Here is a 21,050-nt window from a genome sequence, read left to right as displayed (position 1 = left end):
GCCGGGCTCTTCGCTCGCGTCAGAGCCGTTCGTAATCGCCCAGCATGGTGGGGCAGCGGCGGTGGGCGTCGGTCAGCCCGGCCTCGGCACCGTTCAGGATCAGGTGCCAGGTGGGTTTGTAGCCCGGCACCTGCGCGCGGGAATAGGAGCAGCCGCCCGGGGTGACATAGACCTGCCCCTGATAGCCTGCCCCGGGGTGCGGGTTCTGGGCATTGGGGTAGAGGCTTTTCTGTGTCGAGGAAAACGCGGTGTTGCCGGCCTCCGCCGCCGGGGCGGCAAGAAGCGCGGCGGCGGCAAAGGCGGGTGCGAGACGGCGCAGCATGTCGGAACCTCCGTTTGGGTGCTTTGCGCGGAGGATGCGCCGCAAAGGTGAACGGCACCTTCAAATTTACAATGCGCGGCTTTTTCCGCCGGGCCGCGGCGCGGGCTTGGCAAGCCGCCCGCTTTGCGGCAGAGGAACGGGCATGAGCACCACATCCTTTACCCTCACCGCCACCGATGGCGCCGCCCGCAGCGGCGTGATCGCAACCCCGCGCGGCGAGATCCGCACCCCCGCCTTCATGCCCGTGGGCACCGCCGCCACGGTCAAGGCCATGCTGCCGGAAAACGTGCGCGCCACCGGCGCCGACATCCTGCTGGGCAACACCTATCACCTGATGCTGCGGCCCACCGCCGAGCGCATCGCGCGGCTGGGCGGGCTGCACCGGTTCATGAACTGGGAGCGCCCGATCCTCACGGATTCCGGCGGCTTTCAGGTGATGAGCCTGGCCGGGCTGCGCAAGCTGACCGAGGAGGGGGTGAGCTTCAAGAGCCATATCGACGGCTCGAAACACATGCTGAGCCCGGAACGCTCGATGGAGATCCAGCGGCTGCTCGGCTCCGACATCGTCATGGCCTTCGATGAATGCCCGGCGCTGCCCGCCGACCGCAAGCGCATCGAAGAGAGCATGCGGCTCTCGATGCGCTGGGCGCAGCGGTCGCGCGATGCCTTCGGCGACCGGCCCGGGCATATGCTCTTCGGCATCATGCAGGGCGGGCTCGAGCGCGACATGCGCGAGGAGAGCGCAAAGGCGCTGACGGCCATCGGCTTCGATGGCTATGCGGTGGGCGGTCTGGCGGTGGGCGAGGGGCAGGAGGCGATGTTCTCGTGCCTCGATTACGCGCCGGGCTTCCTGCCCGAAGACAAGCCGCGCTATCTGATGGGGGTGGGCAAGCCCGACGACATCGTCGGCGCGGTGAAACGCGGCATCGACATGATGGATTGCGTGCTGCCCACGCGCTCGGGGCGCACCGGTCAGGCCTTTACCCGGCGCGGGGTGGTGAACATCAAGAACGCCCGCCACGCAGACGATCCGCGCCCGCTGGACGAGCAGTGTTCCTGCCCTGCCTGCACCGGCTATTCCCGCGCCTATCTGCACCATGTGTTCCGGGCACAGGAAATGATCTCGGGCATGCTGCTGTCCTGGCACAACCTTCAGTATTTCCAGGACATCATGGCGGGCATGCGCGCGGCCATCGCCGAGGGGCGGTTCGCCGCCTGGGAGGCGGGATTCCATGCGGGCCGGGCCGAAGGGGATATTCCGCCGCTCTGAGCCGTCGCGGCGCAGGATGGTGCATCTGCGCAAACTCGACTGTGCGTCTGCGCAGGTCTGGAGGCGTTGCGCCGCCCGATGCCATGCCTACCCTTGCCGTCGATCGCGCCCCCCGGGGGCGTGCGGCTGCCCGAGGAAAGGATTCCCATGACCGAGGCTTTGTTCACCCCCTTCACCGCCGGGGCCATCGAGATGCAGAACCGCATCGTGATGGCCCCGCTGACCCGCAACCGCGCCGATGACGAGACCGGCGAGGTCAACGATCTGCACGTGACCTACTACCGCCAGCGCGCGGGGGCCGGGCTGCTGATCACCGAGGCGACGCAGATCTCGCCCGCCGGCAAGGGCTATATCCAGACGCCGGGCATCCACACCGAGGCGCAGGTCGCCGCCTGGAAGACGGTGACCGACGCGGTGCACGAGGCCGGCGGCCGGATCGTCGTGCAGCTCTGGCATGTGGGGCGCATCAGCCATGTGTCGTTGCAGCCGGACGGGCGGGCGCCGGTGGCGCCCTCTGCCATCGCGGCGAAGAGCATGACCTTTACCCGCAACGGCTTTGAAGCCACATCGGAGCCGCGCGCCCTGACCACCGAAGAGATCGCCGCGACCGTCGAGGATTACCGCAAGGCGGCGGCCTTCGCGATCCAGGCGGGATTCGACGGGGTCGAGGTGCATGGCGCCAACGGCTATCTCATCGACCAGTTCCTGAAGACCGGCGCGAACAGCCGCGAGGATGCCTATGGCGGGGGTATCGAGAACCGCGCGCGGTTCCTCTTCGAAGTGCTCGACGCGGTGACCGCCGAGATCGGCGGTGGCCGCACCGGTCTGCGCCTGTCGCCGTTCTCGCCCGCGAACGGGATCAGCGACGAGGATCCGCAGGCGGATTTCGAATATGTGATCCCCGGGCTCAATCGCTATGGGCTGGCCTATCTGCACATGGTCGAGGGGGCCACCGGCGGGTCGCGCGATCTGGAGGCGGGGCAAAGCCTCGAGACGCTGCACGGGCTTTTCGACGGTCCCTATATGGTCAATAACGGCTATGACCGGGCGATGGCGCTGGACGCGGTGGCGAGTGGCAAGGCCGATCTGGTGGCCTTCGGGCGCCCGTTCATCTCGAACCCGGATCTTGTGGAGCGGCTGCGGCAGGACGCGCCGCTGAACGCCGCCGACCAGAGCACCTTTTACGGCGGCGGCGCCGAAGGCTTCACCGACTATCCGATGCTTGGTGACAAGACCGCCTGATCCTGCCATGGCTTGTGCGGCCCCGCCGCTTGCGGCAAAAGCGGGGCCCACACCTGCGGCAAGGAGCCGGATCATGGATTATTCGAAGATGGGCGGCGCGCGGGGCGGTAGCAACGCGCCCCGCTACGACCGCCACAAGGACGCGGCGGCGGGCAAACCCGCCGCGGGCGGCAAGGCCACCAAGGCCGAGCTTCTCGAGCGGATGAAGCAGGCGCAGCAGAAGCGCAAGGAAAGCTGAGCGCGCGCAATGCGGGGCAGGCGGGGTCAAGGCCGCGACCTGCCCGCCATGCGCTTGGAGGGGCGGTCGGCACTGCGGACCGCCCTGGCCGTAGCGTCTGCGTGCCGGGCCGCCGGAACGATTTTCCCGATTTCGCCACTCTCCCAATTGGTGCCTTGCGCCCGAAGCCCGGCTTCGTCATGCTTGTCCGACCGGAGCGCGGTGAGGTTGATTTCGTCAGAAGCTGACCCCACCTTATCCGGTGAACAGGGGATGGCGGGGGCTGCCGGAGAACCGGGGCCGGGCCGTCCTGCCAAGACGAAGGAATGTTTATGCAACAGCCTCTCAATTCCTCCTATCCAGTGCTGCCGCTGCGCGACATCGTCGTGTTCCCGCATATGATCGTGCCGCTTTTCGTAGGGCGCGAGAAATCGGTGAAAGCGCTGGAAGAGGTCATGGCGGACGACAAGCAGATCCTGCTTGCCGCACAGATCGACCCGGCGGTGGACGATCCCGCATCCGATGGAATCTACAAGGCCGGCGTGCTGGCCAATGTGCTGCAACTGCTCAAGCTGCCCGATGGCACCGTGAAGGTGCTGGTCGAGGGGCAGGCGCGCGTGCGCATCACCGAATATCTGCCCAACGAAGATTTCTTCGAGGCCAAGGCCGAATATATCAGCGAAATGCCCGGCGATCCGGCGGCGATCCAGGCGCTGGTGCGCACGGTCGGCGAAGAGTTCGAGCGTTACGCCAAGGTCAAGAAGAACATCCCCGAAGAGGCGCTCTCGGCGGTGTCGGAAACCACCGAACCCGCGAAACTGGCCGATCTCGTGTCGGGGCATCTCGGCATCGAGGTGGAGCAGAAGCAGGAGCTTCTGGAGACACTGGCGATCAGCGAGCGGCTGGAGAAGGTCTATGGGCTGATGCAGGGGGAACTGTCGGTTCTCCAGGTCGAGAAAAAGATCAAGACCCGCGTCAAGAGCCAGATGGAGAAGACCCAGCGCGAATACTATCTGAATGAGCAGATGAAGGCCATTCAGAAGGAGCTGGGCGATGGCGAGGACGGCCAGAACGAGGTCGCCGAGCTGGAAGCGCGCATCGAGGAGACCAAGCTCTCGAAAGAGGCGCGCGAAAAGGCCGATGCCGAGCTGAAGAAGCTGCGGAACATGTCGCCCATGTCCGCCGAGGCCACCGTTGTGCGCAATTATCTCGACTGGATGCTGAGCATCCCGTGGGGCACGCGCAGCCGGGTGAAAAAGGATCTGGGCCGCGCTCAGGAGATCCTCGATCACGACCACTATTCGCTTGAGAAGGTGAAAGAGCGGATCGTCGAATATCTCGCGGTGCAGGCGCGCTCGCAGAAGCTCAAAGGCCCGATCCTCTGCCTCGTCGGCCCGCCGGGCGTCGGCAAGACCTCGCTTGGCAAGTCGATGGCCAAGGCCACCGGGCGCGAGTTCATCCGCATTTCGCTGGGCGGCGTGCGCGATGAATCCGAGATCCGCGGCCACCGCCGGACCTATATCGGCTCGATGCCGGGCAAGATCATCCAGGCGCTGAAAAAGGCCAAGACCACGAACCCGCTCATCCTGCTCGACGAGATCGACAAGATGGGGCAGGACTTCCGTGGCGACCCGGCCTCGGCCATGCTCGAGGTGCTCGACCCCGAACAGAACGCGAGCTTCGTGGACCACTATCTCGAAGTGGAATACGATCTGTCGAACGTGATGTTCGTGACCACGTCGAACTCCTACAACATGCCGGGCCCGCTGCTCGACCGGATGGAGATCATCCCGCTTTCGGGCTACACCGAGGATGAAAAGCTCGAAATCGCCAAGCGCCACCTGCTCGACAAGCAGATCAAGGCGCATGGTCTGAAAAAGGGCGAGTTCTCGGTCACCGACGGCGCGCTGACCGACATCCTGCGCTATTACACGCGCGAGGCCGGTGTGCGGAACCTCGAGCGCGAGATCGCGCGGCTGACCCGGAAGGCGGTCACCAAGATCGTCAAGAAGGAGGCCGAGAAGGTCGAGGTCACCTCCGGGAACCTCTCGGATTTCCTGGGCGTGCGGAAATTCCGTTACGGTCTGGCCGAGGACGAGAACCAGGTCGGTGTGGTCACCGGGCTTGCCTATACCTCGGTGGGCGGCGACCTGCTGCATATCGAGGCGCTGAAACTGCCCGGCAAGGGGCGGATGAAGACCACGGGCAAGCTGGGCGACGTGATGAAGGAGAGCATCGAGGCGGCCTCGTCCTACGTGCGCTCCATCGCGCCGCAGATCGGGGTCAAGCCGCCGCGCTTCGACAAGATGGACATCCACGTCCATGTGCCCGATGGCGCCACGCCCAAGGACGGGCCCTCGGCGGGTCTGGCCATGGTCACGGCGATTGTCTCGGTGCTGACCGGGCTGCCGGTGCGCAAGGACATCGCCATGACCGGCGAGGTGACGCTGCGCGGCAATGCCTCCGCCATCGGCGGGCTGAAGGAAAAGCTGCTCGCGGCGCTGCGCGGCGGGATCAAGACCGTTCTCATTCCCGAAGAGAACGAGAAGGATCTGGCCGAGCTGCCCGACAACGTGAAGGAGGGGCTGGAGATCATCCCCGTCAAGCACGTGTCCGAAGTGCTGAAGATCGCGCTTGTCGGTGAACCCGAGCCGGTGGAATGGGACGAGGAGGCCGAAGAGGCCGCCGCGGCGCTGACCGCCAAAGGCGAGGACAGCGTGACGGGCGCCGTCGCACACTGACGCCGGTTATTAGACAGGAAAAAGCGCCGCACCCTTGGGTGCGGCGCCTTTTTTTGCGGTTTCGCGGTGGCTCAGGGCAGCAGTTTCGGCGTCACGTCGACCTTGCTGTAATCGACCATGAGGAAACCGGTCTCGGCCATGCGCACGGCGTCGGGACGGTGCTTCTGCACGTCCTGGGCCATGACGCCCTCGAAACGGTTGGAATCGCCCCGATAGCGGAACTGATAGATGCCGAACCCGTCGGGCGAGGTGCCGACGCGGGTGATGTCGGTCTTCAGCCGGGCGTCGCTATAGGCCTCCACCGCGTGGACATAGTGGTCGCCGCCGCTGGAGGCCGCCGCCGCAGCGATGATCGCAAGCATGAGCAGCGGCAGCCAGATGCCTGCGGACGAGCCCTGCGTGGATTGCGTCGAGACGATCAGATCGTCGCGCAATTGCTTCTCGGACATGCGCGGCGTGCGCTGGCTCTCGGCAAAGGCGGTTGTGGCGACGATGCTGGCCATGGTGATGCCCAGAACGATGGATTTCATGATTTCCTCCCCTAAGAACAATGGATTGCGGTGAAAAAGCGTAGAACAGGGTAACGTTGCGAGATGACCTAACGTAAGTCACTCTACAACAGACTCGCGAAATCTCCAAAATCTTGCTGGCGCACGGGGGTGCGGGGAGGGGCGGACAGCAAAACGCGGCCCGGAGACCGGGCCGCGTGACGGGCGCGCGCGAAGCTGCGGCGCGGTCAGATTCCCAGCGCCATGCCGTCCTTGCGGCTGTCGCTGCCGCCGGTGAGCAGGCCGGTTTCCGGGCAGATGCGGATCGCCTGGCTGCCGCCGATGGGGCTGGTTTGCAGCTCCAGCTTGTGGCCGCGTGCGGCCAGATCGGCGCGGGCGGCCTCGGAAACGCCCGGCTCGATCTGCAACACGCCGTCATGGGCAAAGCTGCGCGGCGCATCCATTGCCGCCTGAAGATCCATGCCGCGATCCAGCACGCCCGAGAGGAAGGCCGCGTGGCCCGCCGCCTGATATTGCCCGCCCATCACGCCGAAGGGCATGACCGCCGCGCCGTCCTTGCAGAGCATGCCCGGAATGATCGTGTGCATCGGGCGTTTCTTCGGCGCGATGGCGTTGGGGTGCCCCTCGATCAGCCGGAAGCTCGCCCCGCGCGAATGGAACAGCACGCCGGTCTGCGGATCGAGCCGGGTGGAGCCGAAGCCGTGGAAGATCGAGTTGATGAAGCTGAGCGCATTGCCGTCGCGGTCCACCACGCAAAGATAGATCGTGTCCTTGTGCTCGGGCTCGTCCCAGAGCGCGGGCGTGCCGGCGCGGGCCATGTCGATGCGCCCGGCGAGCGTATCGACCACGGCGTCCGAGAGCAGCGTCTCGGTCACGCCGGGGCAGGCGGCCGGGTCGGCGATCAGCGCGTCGCGGTGGTGATAGGCGAGCTTGGCCGCTTCGGCGTGCAGGTGGATGCGGTCGGCCTCGGACAGCCCCTCACCCATGTCGAATTTCGACAGGATGCGCAGCATCAGCAGCGCGGCGAGCCCCTGACCGTTGGGCGGGCATTCCATCACGTCGTAGCCCGCATAGGCGGTCGAGATCGGATCGACCCAATGGGCCTGATCCCTGGCCTCGTGGAAATCCTCTTCGGTGTGCAGCCCGCCGAGCGATTTCAGATGCGCGGCCATCTTCGCGGCGGTCTCGCCTTCATAAAAGCCAGCGGCGCCTTTTGCCGCGATCTCGCGCAGCCGCGCGCCGACAAGCGGCTGGGCGTGGGTCTGCCCGACCTTCGGTGCGGCACCGCCCGGCAGGAAAAGAGCTGCGGCATGCGGGTCTTTGCCCACCAGAGCGGCATTGGCCGCCCAGTCCATCGCCACGCGCGGGGTCACCGGATAGCCGTTTTCCGCATAGTGGATGGCGCGGGCGAAGAGCCGGTCGAGCGGCAGCGAGCCGTGATCCGCGTGCAGCCGGCACCAGGCGGAAATCGCGCCGGGGATGGTGACGGCATGCGGGCTGGTCTGCGGGATCTCGTCGGTGAGGCCGGCGGCTTTCAGCGCCTCGACGGTGGCGGCGCCGGGCGCGCGGCCCGAGCCGTTCAGCGCCTTCACCTTGCCGCCCTTGGGCGCGTAAAGCGCGAAACAGTCGCCGCCGATGCCGGTCATCAGCGGATCGACCACACATTGCACGGCGACGGCGGCGATGGCGGCATCCACCGCGTTGCCGCTGGTCGAAAGCACATCCAGCCCCGCCGCCGTGGACAACGGGTGCGAGGTGGCGATCATTGCCTGCGAGGCAAGCGTGCTGGGGCGCCGGGCGGAGAAGAAGTCGAACATAATGGATCGTCCTGTCAGTCAGTAAGGGCCTTGGGTCCGTGAGTGGTGGTTTGTAACCCTTAGCGGATTTCAGAGGCTTGCGCCCCCGTTTCGGTGAGCGGGTGCAGACAAGCCACTGCCCGCCCGGCGCCATGTTGGCCGAGCTGCGGGTCACGCAGCCGGCAATCCTCTTGCGCTGCGGTGCAGCGGCTGGAAAAGCGGCAGCCCTTGGGAAGATCCAGAGGGCTGGGGATCTCGCCGGGCAGTGGCTCGGGGATCGGTTCGAAAAAGCGCGGCGCGGCGGCGCGCAGCGCGGCGGCATAGGGATGCGCCGGGTGGGAGAGCACCGCGTCGGTGGGGCCGGTCTCGACGATGCGGCCCAGATACATGATGGCGATCTCTTCGCAGAGATAGCTCGCCACGCCCAGATCGTGGGTGATGAAGACCAGCGTCAGCCCCATATCGCGCTGTAATCCGCGCAGCAGCGTCAGAAGCTGCGCCTGGGTCGAGACGTCGAGCCCCGAGACCGCCTCGTCCGCCACCAGCACCGAGGGTTCGGAGGCCAGCGCGCGGGCGATGGCGACGCGGCGGATCTGGCCACCCGAAAGTCCGGAGGGATAGCGCGTCGCGGCATCGGCGGGCAGGCCGACGCGGTCGAGAAGCTGGGCGACGCGGGCGGCCTCTTCGCCTTTGGGCACGATGCCGAAATGGCGCAGCGGCTCGGCAACAAGCGCCCCCACGGTCATGCGCGGGTCGAGTGAGCCGCGCGCGTCCTGATAGACCATGGCGACGTCGCGGGCGAAGCCGGTGCCAAAGGCGCGCGCCTCGCGGATCGGCTTGCCGCGATAAAGCGCGCGCCCGCCGCTGGGGGCGTCGAGCCCCAGCAGCACCCGCAAGAGCGTGGATTTTCCCGAGCCGCTTTCGCCCACCAGCGCCAGCGAGGCGCCCTGCGCGATGCGCAGGCGCACCCCGTCGAGCGCGCGTAGCCCCACGGTGTCGCGGCTCATGAAAGGGCGGCCGGGGCGGGGCACGGGAAAGACCTGCTCGACCTCGATCAGTTCGAAGACCGGAGCGGTGGGCGCGGTGGTTTGCGTTTGGGTCTGCGCCATGATCATTCCGGGTTCCAGCAGGCGAAGTGATGGGCGAGCGGGCTTTCAGCGCCGTCCCGCGCGGGGATCAGCGGCGGCGCCTCGCCCGCGCAGCGGGGCAGGGCGCGCGGGCAGCGCGTGGCAAAACGGCAGCCGGCGGGCATGCGGTCATGTGGCGGCACGGTGCCTTCGGGCGCGGTCAGCTCGCGGGTGCCGATCTCGAGCACGCAGGATTTGAGCTGCTGCGTATATGGGTGGCGGTGGTGTTCGAGGATGTCGCGGGCAGGCCCTGCCTCGACCACCTGTCCGGCATAAAGCACCACGATCCGGTCGCAGGCCTGGCTGGCCAGCGCCAGATCGTGCAGCACGAAGATGCAGCTCGCACCGCGCGCGCGGGTCTGCGACAGGATCAGCCGCACGATCTGCGCCTGAATGGTCACGTCCAGCGCCGAGGTCGGCTCGTCCGCCAGCAGCAGGTCGGGGTTGCAGGCGAGCGCGATGGCCACCATCACCCGTTGCTGCATCCCGCCCGAAAGCTGGTGCGGATAGGCGCTCAACCGCCCCTCGGGATCGTTGATGCCGACCGAGGTGAACAGTTCGACGGCCCGCGCCCGCGCCTCGGTTTTCGAGAGCCCGAGATTGCGCCGCAGCACGGTGATCAACTGACGTCCGACGGTATAGGCCGGGTTCAGCGCCGCGCCCGCGTCCTGAAAGATCATCGACAGGCGGCGGCCGCGCAGCGTGACCATCTGCTTTTCGGACAGCGCCAGCAGATCGCCCGCGCCCTCCAGTTCGGCCTTGCCATCGACCTTTGCGCCGTCGAGCAGCCGCATCACCGCCGTGGCGATGGTGGACTTTCCCGCGCCGCTTTCGCCGACCAGCGCCAGCGTCTCGCCCTCGGCGAGCGACAGGTTTACTTTGTCGAGGATCTTGGCCGCGCCGCGAAACACGGTCAGATCCGTGAGCGTCAGAATGGGAGAGGGGATCATATCGGTCATGCGCCCCTCCGCAGTTTCGGGTCGAATTCCTCGCGGATGCCGTCGCCGACGATGGAAAGCGCGATGAGCAGCAGCGCCAGCGCGAAACCGGGCATGGCCGACATCCAGGCGGCAAAGCTCACAAAGGCGCGGCCCTCGGCGATCATCAGCCCCCAGTCGGGCGTGGGCGGGGTGACGCCGATGCCGAGGAAGGAGAGCGAGGACGAGACGAGGATCGCCTCGGAGATGCGGATCGTCACCTGCACCGCCAGCGGAAAGATCACGTTGGGCAGGATGTGGCGCCAGATCACCTTGAGATAGGGGATCGACATCAGGGTTGCGGCCTCGACGAAAAGCTGCACGCGCACCTGCATCACGTCGGCGCGCACCGTGCGCGAGAACGGGCCGATCATCGAGAGCCCGACCGCGATGACCACCTTGTCCACCCCTTGCCCGAGGATCGCGATGAAAGCCACGGCGAGGATCAGCGAGGGCAGGGCGAGGATCGAGTCGATGAGCCGCATCAGCGCCCATTCCAGCCAGCCGCCGGAGAGCCCGGCGGCAAGCCCGATCACCAGCCCGCCCGCCGCGCCGATCAGCACCGAGAAGATGCCGATGATCAGCGCGTAGCGGGCGCCGTAAATGACGCGGGAAAGGATGTCCTGCCCATAGCTGTCGGTGCCCAGAAGATGCGCCAGCGAGGGCGGTTTCATCATCGCGTTGATGTCCTGCGCCACCGGATCGTAGGGCGCGACATAGGGCGCAAAGAGGGCTCCCAGCACATAGCCCAGTGCCACGACCAGCGCGATGGTGAAGAAGGGCCTGCGCAGAAAGATCGAGCGGCGCGACTTGCGGATGGGGGCGGCGACGGGGGCCTCTTGGGTCTGGACGCTCATTTGCGGGCCCTCAGACGCGGATCGAGGACGGGATAGGAAAGGTCCACCAGCAGGTTCACCCCGATAAAGAGCGTGGCCGTCATCATCACGCCGGCCTGCACGACCATGTATTCGCGGCCGAGCACGGCGGAGGTCAGCATCTGGCCGATGCCCGGCAGGTTGAAGACCGTCTCGGTCAGCACAGTGCCTTGCAGCAGCGTGCCGAGCTGAAGCCCGAGGATGGTGACCAGCGGCATCGCGATGTTGCGCACCCCGTGCACCCAGATCACCCGCCAGGCGGGCTCGCCGCGCGCGCGGGCGGCGGCGATATAGGGCTGCTCCATCACCTCGATCAGCGTGGCGCGGGTCAGGCGGGTGATCATCGCGATGAAATAGGTGGAAAGCGTCAGGCCGGGCAGGATGATGTGATAGATGCCGGTCCAGAAATCCTGCCAGGGCGAGACATAGCCCATGACGGGAAAGAGGCCGAGCTTCACCGCGAAGAACCAGATCAGCAGGATGCCCAGCAGGAAGGAAGGGAAGGCGGTGCCGGTCAGGGCCAGCACCGCCGCGCCCGCGTCGAACGCGGTATCCTTCTTGACCGCCGAGAGCACGCCAAGCGGCACGCCGATCAGGATCGCGAAGGCGAGGGAGAAGGAGGCGAGCGTCAGCGTGACGGGCAGCGCCTCCTTGAAGGCATAGGTGAAGATGTCGGTCCGGGCGACATAGGAAGTGCCCCAGTCGCCGGAGACGAAGCGCAAAGCCCAGTCGCCGTATTGCACGAGGAAGGGCCGGTCCAGCCCCAGCTCGGCAGTCAGCGAGTCGTAGGACTCCTGCGAGAACTCCGATCCCAGCATGATCTGGATCGGATCACCCGGCGCCAGCTTCAGAAGTCCGAAGCTGGCCACCGAGACGATGAACAGGACGACAAGCGTCTGCGCGATCTTTCCCAGTGCCTGTAGGAGCATCAGGCGAGACTCACCGTATGCAGGTTGACGAGGTCGGCCGGGATGTACTGGAAGCCCTGCACCTTGTTCGAGAACACCTTGTAGATCGGCATATGCGCCATGACGGCGATGCCGGCCTCATCCATGAGCAGGTCTTCGGCCTTGTAGTACAGCTCCTTGCGCGCCTCGGGATCGAGCAGCACCTGCGCCTGGGCGCAGAGATCGTCGAACTCGGTGTTGACCCAGCCTCCGAAGTTCCACGCACCGTCCGAGCGGAACTCGGGGTAGAGCGTTTCGTCGGGGTCGAGGTCGGCCACCCATTCGAAATCGTAGAGGTCGAAATCGCTGGCGTTGCGGCGTTTCACCCAGGCGGCGGGTTCGATCAGCTCGAGCTTGGCCTTGATGCCGATCTGCGCCAGCATCGGGGCCACGGTCTGGGCGATCCGCGTGCCGACCGGCCCGCGCTCTGCCATCATATAGACGGCTTCGACCTCGCCCTGGTTGGCGGCCTTGGCGCGGAACGCCTTGGCTTTTTCCAGATCGAACCACTGGCCGCGGCCCGAGCTGGCGATGTTGGGATCGAAGAAATCCGTCATCGGCGGCGAGATCGGGGTATAGGCCGCCTGAGCCCGCCCGAAATAGGCCTGTTTCACAATGGTGTCGCGGTCGAGCGCCCAGGCCACCGCGCGGCGCAGGTTGATGTCGTCGAAGGGGCTGCGTTTGCAGTTCATGCCGACGAAGGTGTAATTGCCTTCGATCTCGCCGTAGAGCGTGGCGTTCGGGAAGGCATCGACCTGATCCACAAGCTGCATCGGGCAGTCGGTCATGCCGTCGATCTGGCCGGCGAACAGGGCTGCCAGCGCAGTGGAGGCCTCGTTCATCAGCACGAAGGTGACCTTTTCGAGCTTCGGCAGGCCGGGCTCGAAATACTCGGTGTTGGCTTCCAGCTCGATCGCGTCGTTCTCGCGCCAGGAGACGAATTTGAACGGGCCGGTGCCCACCGGGTTGCGGCCGTAATCGGCGCCGTATTTCTGCACGGCGGCGGGGCTAACGATGGTGCCCGCACGTCCCGTGGATCCGTTCAGCGCGACCGGCAGGAAGGCATAGGGCTGGGAGAATTTCAGCTTGATGGTCAGCGGATCGACGATCTCGATCTCGTCGAGCAGCGCCAGTTTCCAGGCATGGGGCGATTTCGGTTCGCCCTCTTTGACGCGCAGCAGCGAGAACTTCACCGCCTCGGCATCGCAGGGGGTGCCGTCGTGGAATTTCACGCCGTCGCGCAGCTTGAAGACATGGGTCTTGTCGTCTTCCAGGTCCCAGGTTTCCGCCAGATCGGGTTCGAACTTCACAGCAGAGCCGTCATAGGTGATCTTGAGCAGACCGTTGTGGATATTGTTGATGATCTGGATTGCAGACAGGAACCCGGTGAAATGCGGGTCGAGCGTGTCGATCACCTTGATCGAGGCAATCTTGAGATGGCCGCTTTGCTGGGCCCGGGCGATCGAGGGGACGCCGCCGGCGGCGGTGGCGGCAAGGATGCCGGCGCCAAGCCCCTTGAGGACGGCCCTACGCCCGAATCGCGCCGAGAGGCGTTCGGCCAATACCTTCTTGTGGTCGATCTCTGTCATTTTTTGTCTCTCCTGTTGGCATGGTCTCCTCCCTTTTTTCTTCAATCGGACCAGCGCGTTTGGGTGTTCCGGTTGGTCCGGAATCGTCCCGCGCGGGCACAGATACGAGGCAGTTTCCTGTGAGCGTTCCCTTCCTTTGGGATTTGAAGCTAATTCAACTTGAAAGAACATGTATACATATGCAAGATAAAAGTGCACCTAAACCCGAAGGCGGACGACAAGTGTCCAATCGCACGGCAGAAAATATCTTCGACACGCTGGTCGACGGGATTGTCGCGGGCCGGATGACGCCCGGCGAACCCCTGGTCGAGCAGGCGCTGGCCGAGCAGTTCGGCGTGTCGCGCACGCCCGTGCGCGAGGCCCTGCACCGTCTGGAACAGGCGAATCTGGCCGAGCGGGGCGCCCGCCGGGCCTTTGTCGTGCGCAAGATGGCGCCCGAGGATCTGGCCGAGCTGTTCGAGGCGGCGGGCGAGGTGGAAAGCGCCCTGGCGGCGCTGGCGGCGAATCGCATGAGCGAGATCGAGCGGCGCCGTCTCGAGGCGATTCTCGGTGAGGGCGATGCCTGCAACGATCCGCAGAGCTATGGCGACATCAACGCGCGCTTTCACGGCACCATCCAGAGCGGCGCGCGCAACGGCATTCTCGCCGCCACGCTCGACGAGCTGAACCTGCGCACGCTGGCGTGGCGTGCGGCGAATTTCCACGAGGACAGCAGCCGTCTGGCCTCGTCCCGGGCCGAACATCGCGCCATCGCGCAGGCCATCTTCGCGCAGGACGGCGAGGCGACGCGCCGCCTGATGCGCAGCCATGTGGCATCGTCCTACATCATCGTCGCCGATATTCTTGCCAAGCGCGCGCCATGACCCAGGCGCGCCGCAGCCCGGCGGCCCGACCGCCCTTCAGGAGACTTCCATGCCCGATCTTACGCTGACGCTCGAACTTCTCGCCTTTCTGATCGTGATCGGGGGCGTTGCCGGTGTGCTGGCGGGTCTGCTGGGTGTTGGCGGGGGCATCGTGCTGGTGCCGGCCTTTTTCTTTACCTTCCAGATGATGGGCTATGACGGGCCGCAGATGATGCAGGTTTGCCTGGCGACCTCTCTGGCCACGATCATCGTGACCTCGCTGCGCTCGGTGATCAGCCACAACCGCAAGGGCGCGGTGGACTGGGGCATCCTGAGAGGCTGGGCGCCGGGGATCGTCCTCGGGGCGATCGTTGGCGTGCTGACCGCCTCGGCGCTGCGCTCGGCGACGTTGCAGATGATCTTTGGCGTTCTGGCGCTGGTGATCGGCGCCTATATGGCGCTGGGCAAGAATAGCTGGCGCATCGCCGACGAGATGCCGAGCGGTGGCAAGCAGTATTTCTATTCGCCGGTGGTGGGCTTTCTGTCGGTGCTGATGGGTATCGGCGGCGGCAGCTTCGGCGTGCCGCTGATGAGCCTGCACAATGTGCCGATCCACCGCGCGGTGGCCACGGCGGCCGGGTTCGGCGTGCTGATCGCGGTGCCCTCGGCGGTGGGCTTCCTGCTGCTGACCATCGAGCCCGGCTCGCGCCCGCCGCTGACGCTGGGCGCGGTCAACGTCCCGGGCTTCCTTGTGGTCATCGCAATGACGCTGCTGACCGCGCCGCTGGGGGTGAAGCTCGCCCATGCGATGAACCCCGCACCGCTCAAGCGGCTCTTCGGCGCCTTCCTGATCCTCGTGGCGCTCAACATGCTGCGCAAGGCGCTGATGGGCTGAGCGGGCAGGGCGCGCGGACCGCGCCATATGGACCCTTCCGTCTCAAGGCTCTAGGCTTCGGGCGAGCCCCGCCCGAAGCCGTTTTCCCTTGCACGGATCCCCGATGCCCGCCGCATTCCGACCGATGGCCCGTCTTTGCCTGGCGCTTGCGCTTTGCGCCGCCTGTCCCGCATGGGCCGAGCGGGGCGAGGCGCTGCGGATCGGGGTGCTGGATTTCATGGGCGCCGAGGCGGCGCTGGCGCGCTGGGGCGCCACCGGCGCGGCGCTGAACGCGGCGCTGCCCGACCGGCGGTTCGAGCTGGTGGCGCTCGACATCCCGGCGCTCGAAACAGCGCTGGCGGCGGGCGAGCTGGATTTCGTCATCACCAATCCCGGCCATTACGCGGCGCTGGAATACCGCCATCACATCAGCCGCATCGCCACCGCCGAGGGCGACGACCCGGTGGCCTCGACGCTGGTGGCGCGGGCTCCGCTCGGCGGGCTGGAGGCGCTGGCGGGGCAGCGTCTGGCCATCGTCTCGCCCGAGGCTTTCGGCGGGTTCCAGGTGATCTGGGCCGAGATGGCCCGCGCCGATACCGGCCTGCCCGGACGGGTCGAGCTGGTGGTGACGGGCTTTCCGATGCAGGCCGCCGCCGATGCGGTGCTGGAGGGCTCGGCGGATGTCGCGGTGCTGCGGGGCTGCCTGCTGGAAAGCCTGCAAGCCGCCGACCCGGCGCGCTACGGCGCCCTGCACCCGGTCGCGCAGCGCGACAGCGCCGGGACGGGCTGCGCGCTGTCGAGCCCGGTCTATCCCGGCTGGCCCTTCGCCAAGACGCCCACGACCCCGCCGGATCTGGCCAAGGAGGTGGCGGTGGCGCTGATGCGGATGCCGGCGGGCAATCTCTGGACCGTGCCGCTGGATTATCAGCCGGTGCACGATCTGCTGCGCGCGCTACGCATCGGCCCCTATGCGCGCACCGGCCCGGTCAGCCTGTCGGAGTTCATTGCCGATTACCGCGACTGGCTGATCGCCATCGCCATCGCGCTGGCCTTTTGGGCGCTGTATTCCGTGCGCATCGAGACGCTGGTGCGCCGCCGCACCCGCGCGCTCGACACCGCCAATGCCGGGCTCAAGCGCGAGATGGCCGAGCGCCGCCGCGCGGAAGAGGCCGACCGGCTGCATCGGCGCGAGCTGGAACATGTGGCGCGGCTGTCGATCCTGGGCGAGATGGCCTCCTCCATCGCCCATGAGCTGAACCAGCCGCTGGCGGCGATCTCGAACTACGCCCAAGGCGTGCTCATGCGCGTGAAGGTCGGCAATTGCGCCCCCGCCGACATGGAGCGCGCGGCGGGCGAGATCGCGGGGCAGGCGGACCGCGCCGCGCTGGTGATCAAGCGTATCCGCGCCTTCGTGCGCAAGCGCGAGAGCCTGCGCGCGCCGGTGTCGCTCGCCGCGCTCCTGCGCGAGACCGAGGCGCTTTACGAGGGCGTGCTGCGCCGCGCGGGCGTGGCGGCGGAGATGCAGGTGGAGAAGGATCTGCCCGATGTGATGGCCGACCGGGTGCAGCTCCAGCAGGTGCTGCTGAACCTCGTGCAGAACGCGGTGGACGCCATGGAAGACACGGTGCCGGACGAGCGCCGGATCACCCTGCGCTGCGCGCGGTTTACAGATCCGAAGCGCGGGCCGGGTCTCTGCCTGTCCGTGCGCGACCGGGGCTGCGGGCTGGGGCCGGAGGCGCTGGAGCGGTTCGCCGAAGCCTTCTACACCACCAAGCCGGAGGGCATCGGTCTGGGGCTGGCGCTCAGCCGCTCCATCGTCGAGGCGCATGGCGGCTGGATGCGCGCAGAGACGCCGGAGCAGGGGGACGGTTTGCGCGTGCTGGTCTGGCTGCCGGAAAGGGAAGAGACATGAGCGACGCGGTGATCCATATCGTCGACGACGACCGCGCGGCGCGCGAGGGGCTGGGCTTCCTGCTCTCCTCGCTGGGGCTGAGTGTGGCGGATCACGGCTCGGCGGCGGATCTGCTGGCAAGGCTCGACGACAGCGTGCCGGGGGTGATCCTCGCGGATGTGCGCATGCCGGGCATGACCGGGCTGGAGCTGCTGGACGAGCTGCAGCGGCGCGGCTGCCCGATGCCGGTCATCATGATCACCGGGCACGGGGATGTGCCCATGGCGGTGCGGGCGATGCGCGCGGGGGCGATGGATTTCTTCGAGAAACCGGTGAACGGCATGGCCTTGGTCGAACGCATCAACGAGGCGCTGCGTCTGGCGCGCGAGCGTCAGGCGGCGGCGCGGGCGCGGGCGGGGGTGCTGGCGAAGGTCGCCAGCCTGACCGCCCGCGAGGCCGAGGTCGCCCGCGCGGTGATGGCGGGACGTCAGAACAAGCAGATCGCCTTTGAGCTGGGGATCAGCCTGAAGACGGTGGAGATCCACCGCCACAACGCCATGGACAAGCTCGGCGCGGGCAGCGCGGCGGAGCTGGTCCGGCTGCTGGTGACGGCGGGGTGGGGGGAGTGAGGGCGGCGAGCTGACTTTCGCTGCGCCCTAGATGAATGGCAGCTGGACGCAGGGAAGCGGCCCCGAGCAGGTGCAGTAAGGCTCAAACTTACGCAGCACATCGTCACGCTTCTTGGCCTGGACGAGGGACGTGGCTATTCAGGTATCAAAGCTGACCTCGCCCACGTCCTCACTTTTCGGAGCGACAGCGGAAAAACGAGCTAAAACTTGTTTCTCAATTCCGTGTAGTTGCGATGATCGAATCGCATTCCCCAAGTGCATCATGGACGACACTTCAATTTTCGGATTTTGCTGCAATACGATTTTGCCGTCGCTTGCAATCAACGGACCACTATAAAGAACACCAACGAACTGGATCCTACTTGCCCCGATATGGTAATTGTTAGTCTTTCGGTCTAGGTATCCATTACGGTCATATACGAAGATTGGCGAACCAGACGAGCCTGGAAAGCAGGCCATATCTACCATGAACTCCTGCTTCCCACCGTATAGTTTGGATAACGATGAAGCTGTATTTCCTCGCCGCGTTATCGGTAGGTTGTTAAATTCGTCAAATATGCCTCTGGGGCATCCAATCATGATGACCTCTTCCAAGGCATCAAAGTATTGCCAATCGTCGTCTTGCGGCACGATGTCAAAGCCTAAGCCAGTGTAAAATAGCGGAGTGCCATTGGCCTCAGCTTGGTTCAAAATAGGTCCAAATGGTATCGCGCAGAGATCAATATCCGGATCGGGGTGCGCCAAGATAGCACCAGGTCGAGCATCTAAGTGGCAGGGGATAAACTCTCCAGAAGGCTCAGACCCCTTTGCAGTATGGCAAACAACAGTGATTTGATCGCAGCCGTTAACGACATGCTTGTTTGTAATGATAGCTGGGATGATCTGCTGATCTGAGATCTTGAAATTAAAGAAAAATCCGGTTCCGAATCCCACCTGGGCGCCGTCTTGGAAGGCTGATATGCGTGTCGTAGTTAGAGTTAAACGCTCTGCTAAAGTCAACTCAGCCATGCCGGACTCAGCTCCCCAATCATGATGGATTGCGTCTAGCATTATGCTATTGGAGGCAGGATTCAAGAGATCTTGCATCTTCTGGTTGGTGTGGTGCTATTTACTCCTGTGCAGCGCACTTCCGAGAGTGAACGTCCGAGATGGACTGGGACCGGCCATCCGCCGCGCGAGTCACGAAGGTCGGCTCAGGGCCGTTCACCATCCCCTAAGGGTTAACCCCTAACCCCTCCGGGTTTCCTCCAATACCGGGCAACGGCGGGCGGGCGTAGTCTTCGGGACAGACAGGAACCCGAAGAGGATCAGCTTTATGGACACGAACCGCCGCGGCTTTCTGGGTGCGATGGGGCGGGTGACCATCGGTGCCGCCGCCTCCATGGCGGGCGCCGGCCAGTCCGCGCAAGCCGCCACAGACCAGCCGCACATCCCGCATTGGGGCATGGTGGTCGATCTGCGCAAATGCATCGGCTGCCAGGCCTGCACCGTCGCCTGCATCATGGAAAACGACGTGCCGGAGGACAGTTTCCGCACCCATGTCAGCGTCTACGAGGTGCTGAAGGAGGGCGGCGATCCCGCCATGGTCATGCTGCCGCGCCTCTGCAACCATTGCGACGATCCGCCCTGCGTGCCGGTCTGCCCGGTCGAGGCGACCTTCAAGCTGGAGACCGGCGAGGTGGTGGTGGACAACACGAAATGCGTGGGCTGCGCCTATTGCGTGCAGGCCTGCCCCTATGACGCGCGGTTCATCAACCACGAGACGCAGACCGCCGACAAATGCACCTTCTGTTTCCACCGCACCAGCGCCGGGCTCTTGCCCGCCTGCGTGGAGACCTGCGTCGGCGGCGCCCGCAATTTCGGCGATCTTAACGATCCCGAGAGCGAGGTGTCGCGGATGCTGCGCGAGAACGAGGTCTCGGTGCTGCGCCCCGAGATGCACACCAATCCCAATGTCTATTACATCGGGCTCGATGCGGTGCTCGACGGGCGCGTGGCCGGGGAGGCGGCCTATCGTCCGCCGCTGACCGTGGAGCCCGAGCCTCACGGGCTCGCCGCCGAGCCCCAGCCCCACGGGGAGGATGCGTGATGCAGATCCATGAACTTGTCGGTGCCGTGCACGAGGCCGCCTGGCTGCCCTGGGCGGTGCAGTATTTCTTCCTCATCGCGCTCTCGGCCACGGCGCTGCTGATGGCGCTGCCGGGGCTGGCGCTGGGGCGCGTCGCGGCGCTGCCGCGCGCACGGCTGGCGCTGATGGTGGCGGTGACCACCGGCATCACCGCGCCTATCGCGCTGCTGGCCGACCTGCACCAGCCGGGGCGGTTCTGGGAATTCTTCCTCTACACCAACAGCAGCTCCTGGATGGCCTGGGGCGCGTGGTTCGTGCCCTCCTATGTCGGGCTGACCGTGGCCTTCGCCTGGGCGGTGCACCGTCCGGGGCTTTACGCGCTGGGGCAGGAGGACTGGCGGTTCAACTGGCTCTTCCGCTGGCTGTCGCTGGGCGGCGCGTCCAACGGTTTTGCGAGGCCGCTGGGGATTGCCGCCGGCGCGGCCGCGCTGCTGGTGCTGATCTATACCGGCGCCGAGGTCTATGTGGTGCGCGCCCGTCCGCTCTGGAACACGCCCTTCCTGCCGCTGCAATTCGCCGCCACCGGCTTTGTCGGTGCGCTCGGGCTGATGCTGGTGCTGGAGCGGGTGCTCTGCCGCGAGCCGGCGCTCGAGGCGCGGCTCAACCGGGCGCTGGCCGCAGCGCTCGGGGTGGTGGCGGTGCTGGGGGCGGCCTGGTTCGCGCTGGCGCTCTCGGGCCTCTCGCCCCGGCACAGCGAGGCGCTGGCCTCGGTCGCGGGCTTTCCGGTCTGGCAGAAGATCGCGCTCTGGGGCGCCGTCTCGGTGGCCGTGCCCTTCGTGCTGGCGCTGGTCTCGCCGTCGCGCACCGGCTGGGTGACCGGGCTCATCGCCATTCACGCCGCCTGGATGTTCCGCTGGACCGTCTTCATGGGCGGGCAGGCGGTGCCGAAGGTGGGCTCGGGCCTCTATGACGCGCTGCTGCCTGCGGGGCTCGACGGGCTCATGGGGGTGATCGGCACCTTCGGGCTCTGGCTCTTCCTGCTCATCGCCTACACCACCTTCATTCCCTGGACCGAGGCAAGCGCGCCCGCCGATGGCGCAGCGCCCGCCCGTCCCGCAACCTCGCATTGAGGAG

At 66.1% G+C, this 21,050-nt stretch carries 19 protein-coding genes; 10 read left to right on the top strand and 9 right to left on the bottom strand.

What is annotated here, in order from left to right:
- Nucleotides 1–19: 19 nt before the first annotated feature.
- Nucleotides 20–322 (bottom strand): hypothetical protein, encoded by a 303-nt coding sequence (locus M4578_RS00150; protein WP_258091405.1) that lies wholly within the window; start codon nucleotides 320–322, stop codon nucleotides 20–22.
- Nucleotides 323–464: 142 nt separating this feature from the next.
- Between M4578_RS00150 and tgt the strand changes: the two genes are divergently transcribed.
- The 4 genes from tgt to lon all read left to right on the top strand — a co-directional run bounded on the left by tgt (nucleotide 465) and on the right by lon (nucleotide 5,792).
- Nucleotides 465–1,592 carry a tRNA guanosine(34) transglycosylase Tgt gene (tgt, locus tag M4578_RS00145; RefSeq protein ID WP_258091404.1) on the top strand — a complete coding sequence of 376 codons (1,128 nt, stop codon included), beginning with the start codon at nucleotides 465–467 and terminating at the stop codon, nucleotides 1,590–1,592.
- Nucleotides 1,593–1,739: 147 nt separating this feature from the next.
- A complete protein-coding gene (locus M4578_RS00140; RefSeq protein ID WP_258091403.1) occupies nucleotides 1,740–2,834 on the top strand; it encodes an alkene reductase in 1,095 nt (364 codons plus the stop codon).
- Nucleotides 2,835–2,907: 73 nt separating this feature from the next.
- On the top strand, nucleotides 2,908–3,072 hold the full coding sequence (locus tag M4578_RS00135) for a hypothetical protein (protein ID WP_258091402.1): 165 nt from the start codon (nucleotides 2,908–2,910) through the stop codon (nucleotides 3,070–3,072).
- A gap of 311 nt (nucleotides 3,073–3,383) precedes the next feature.
- Nucleotides 3,384–5,792, top strand: a complete 2,409-nt coding sequence (gene lon, locus M4578_RS00130; protein WP_258091401.1) for an endopeptidase La — start codon at nucleotides 3,384–3,386, stop codon at nucleotides 5,790–5,792.
- 71 nt (nucleotides 5,793–5,863) lie between these two features.
- Here the strand turns inward: lon and M4578_RS00125 are convergent, their stop codons facing one another.
- The 7 genes from M4578_RS00125 to M4578_RS00095 all read right to left on the bottom strand — a co-directional run bounded on the left by M4578_RS00125 (nucleotide 5,864) and on the right by M4578_RS00095 (nucleotide 13,612).
- Entirely contained in the window at nucleotides 5,864–6,322 is a 459-nt protein-coding gene (locus M4578_RS00125) for a tail fiber domain-containing protein (protein ID WP_258091400.1), read from the bottom strand.
- A gap of 206 nt (nucleotides 6,323–6,528) precedes the next feature.
- Entirely contained in the window at nucleotides 6,529–8,118 is a 1,590-nt protein-coding gene (locus tag M4578_RS00120) for a gamma-glutamyltransferase family protein (RefSeq protein WP_258091399.1), read from the bottom strand.
- A gap of 59 nt (nucleotides 8,119–8,177) precedes the next feature.
- Complete coding sequence (locus M4578_RS00115) at nucleotides 8,178–9,206, bottom strand: oligopeptide/dipeptide ABC transporter ATP-binding protein (RefSeq protein ID WP_258091398.1); 1,029 nt, start codon at nucleotides 9,204–9,206, stop codon at nucleotides 8,178–8,180.
- 2 nt (nucleotides 9,207–9,208) lie between these two features.
- Entirely contained in the window at nucleotides 9,209–10,183 is a 975-nt protein-coding gene (locus tag M4578_RS00110; RefSeq protein ID WP_258091397.1) for an ABC transporter ATP-binding protein, read from the bottom strand.
- The gene (locus M4578_RS00105; protein WP_258091396.1) at nucleotides 10,180–11,058 is read right to left on the bottom strand and encodes an ABC transporter permease; all 879 of its coding nucleotides are present in this window, start codon (nucleotides 11,056–11,058) and stop codon (nucleotides 10,180–10,182) included. The genes M4578_RS00110 and M4578_RS00105 overlap by 4 nt, the downstream gene beginning before the upstream one ends.
- Nucleotides 11,055–12,005, bottom strand: coding sequence for an ABC transporter permease (locus M4578_RS00100; protein WP_258091395.1), 951 nt, complete (start codon nucleotides 12,003–12,005; stop codon nucleotides 11,055–11,057). Before M4578_RS00100 ends, M4578_RS00105 begins: the two co-directional genes overlap by 4 nt.
- Nucleotides 12,005–13,612: an ABC transporter substrate-binding protein gene (locus M4578_RS00095; RefSeq protein WP_258091394.1), complete on the bottom strand. Its 1,608-nt coding sequence runs from the start codon at nucleotides 13,610–13,612 to the stop codon at nucleotides 12,005–12,007. Before M4578_RS00095 ends, M4578_RS00100 begins: the two co-directional genes overlap by 1 nt.
- Nucleotides 13,613–13,833: 221 nt before the next feature.
- Here M4578_RS00095 and M4578_RS00090 point away from each other — a divergent pair, with 221 nt between their 5' ends.
- The 4 genes from M4578_RS00090 to M4578_RS00075 all read left to right on the top strand — a co-directional run bounded on the left by M4578_RS00090 (nucleotide 13,834) and on the right by M4578_RS00075 (nucleotide 17,848).
- On the top strand, nucleotides 13,834–14,475 hold the full coding sequence (locus M4578_RS00090; RefSeq protein ID WP_258091393.1) for a GntR family transcriptional regulator: 642 nt from the start codon (nucleotides 13,834–13,836) through the stop codon (nucleotides 14,473–14,475).
- A gap of 49 nt (nucleotides 14,476–14,524) precedes the next feature.
- On the top strand, nucleotides 14,525–15,349 hold the full coding sequence (locus M4578_RS00085; protein ID WP_258091392.1) for a sulfite exporter TauE/SafE family protein: 825 nt from the start codon (nucleotides 14,525–14,527) through the stop codon (nucleotides 15,347–15,349).
- 103 nt (nucleotides 15,350–15,452) lie between these two features.
- Complete coding sequence (locus M4578_RS00080) at nucleotides 15,453–17,240, top strand: sensor histidine kinase (RefSeq protein WP_258091391.1); 1,788 nt, start codon at nucleotides 15,453–15,455, stop codon at nucleotides 17,238–17,240.
- On the top strand, nucleotides 17,237–17,848 hold the full coding sequence (locus M4578_RS00075) for a response regulator transcription factor (protein WP_258091390.1): 612 nt from the start codon (nucleotides 17,237–17,239) through the stop codon (nucleotides 17,846–17,848). Before M4578_RS00080 ends, M4578_RS00075 begins: the two co-directional genes overlap by 4 nt.
- Nucleotides 17,849–17,986: 138 nt before the next feature.
- Here the strand turns inward: M4578_RS00075 and M4578_RS00070 are convergent, their stop codons facing one another.
- Complete coding sequence (locus M4578_RS00070; protein WP_258091389.1) at nucleotides 17,987–18,856, bottom strand: S1 family peptidase; 870 nt, start codon at nucleotides 18,854–18,856, stop codon at nucleotides 17,987–17,989.
- Nucleotides 18,857–19,163: 307 nt separating this feature from the next.
- Here M4578_RS00070 and dsrO point away from each other — a divergent pair, with 307 nt between their 5' ends.
- Both dsrO and nrfD read left to right on the top strand, forming a co-directional pair.
- Complete coding sequence (gene dsrO, locus M4578_RS00065) at nucleotides 19,164–19,937, top strand: sulfate reduction electron transfer complex DsrMKJOP subunit DsrO (RefSeq protein WP_258091388.1); 774 nt, start codon at nucleotides 19,164–19,166, stop codon at nucleotides 19,935–19,937.
- Entirely contained in the window at nucleotides 19,937–21,046 is a 1,110-nt protein-coding gene (gene nrfD / locus M4578_RS00060; protein WP_258091387.1) for an NrfD/PsrC family molybdoenzyme membrane anchor subunit, read from the top strand. The genes dsrO and nrfD overlap by 1 nt, the downstream gene beginning before the upstream one ends.
- Nucleotides 21,047–21,050 lie beyond the last annotated feature (4 nt).

Source organism: Salipiger pentaromativorans (assembly GCF_024721115.1).
In the GTDB taxonomy this organism is placed as follows: domain Bacteria; phylum Pseudomonadota; class Alphaproteobacteria; order Rhodobacterales; family Rhodobacteraceae; genus Salipiger; species Salipiger pentaromativorans.
The sequence above is the reverse complement of the archived record's forward strand: the minus strand, read 5'-3'. Positions and strand labels throughout refer to the sequence as shown.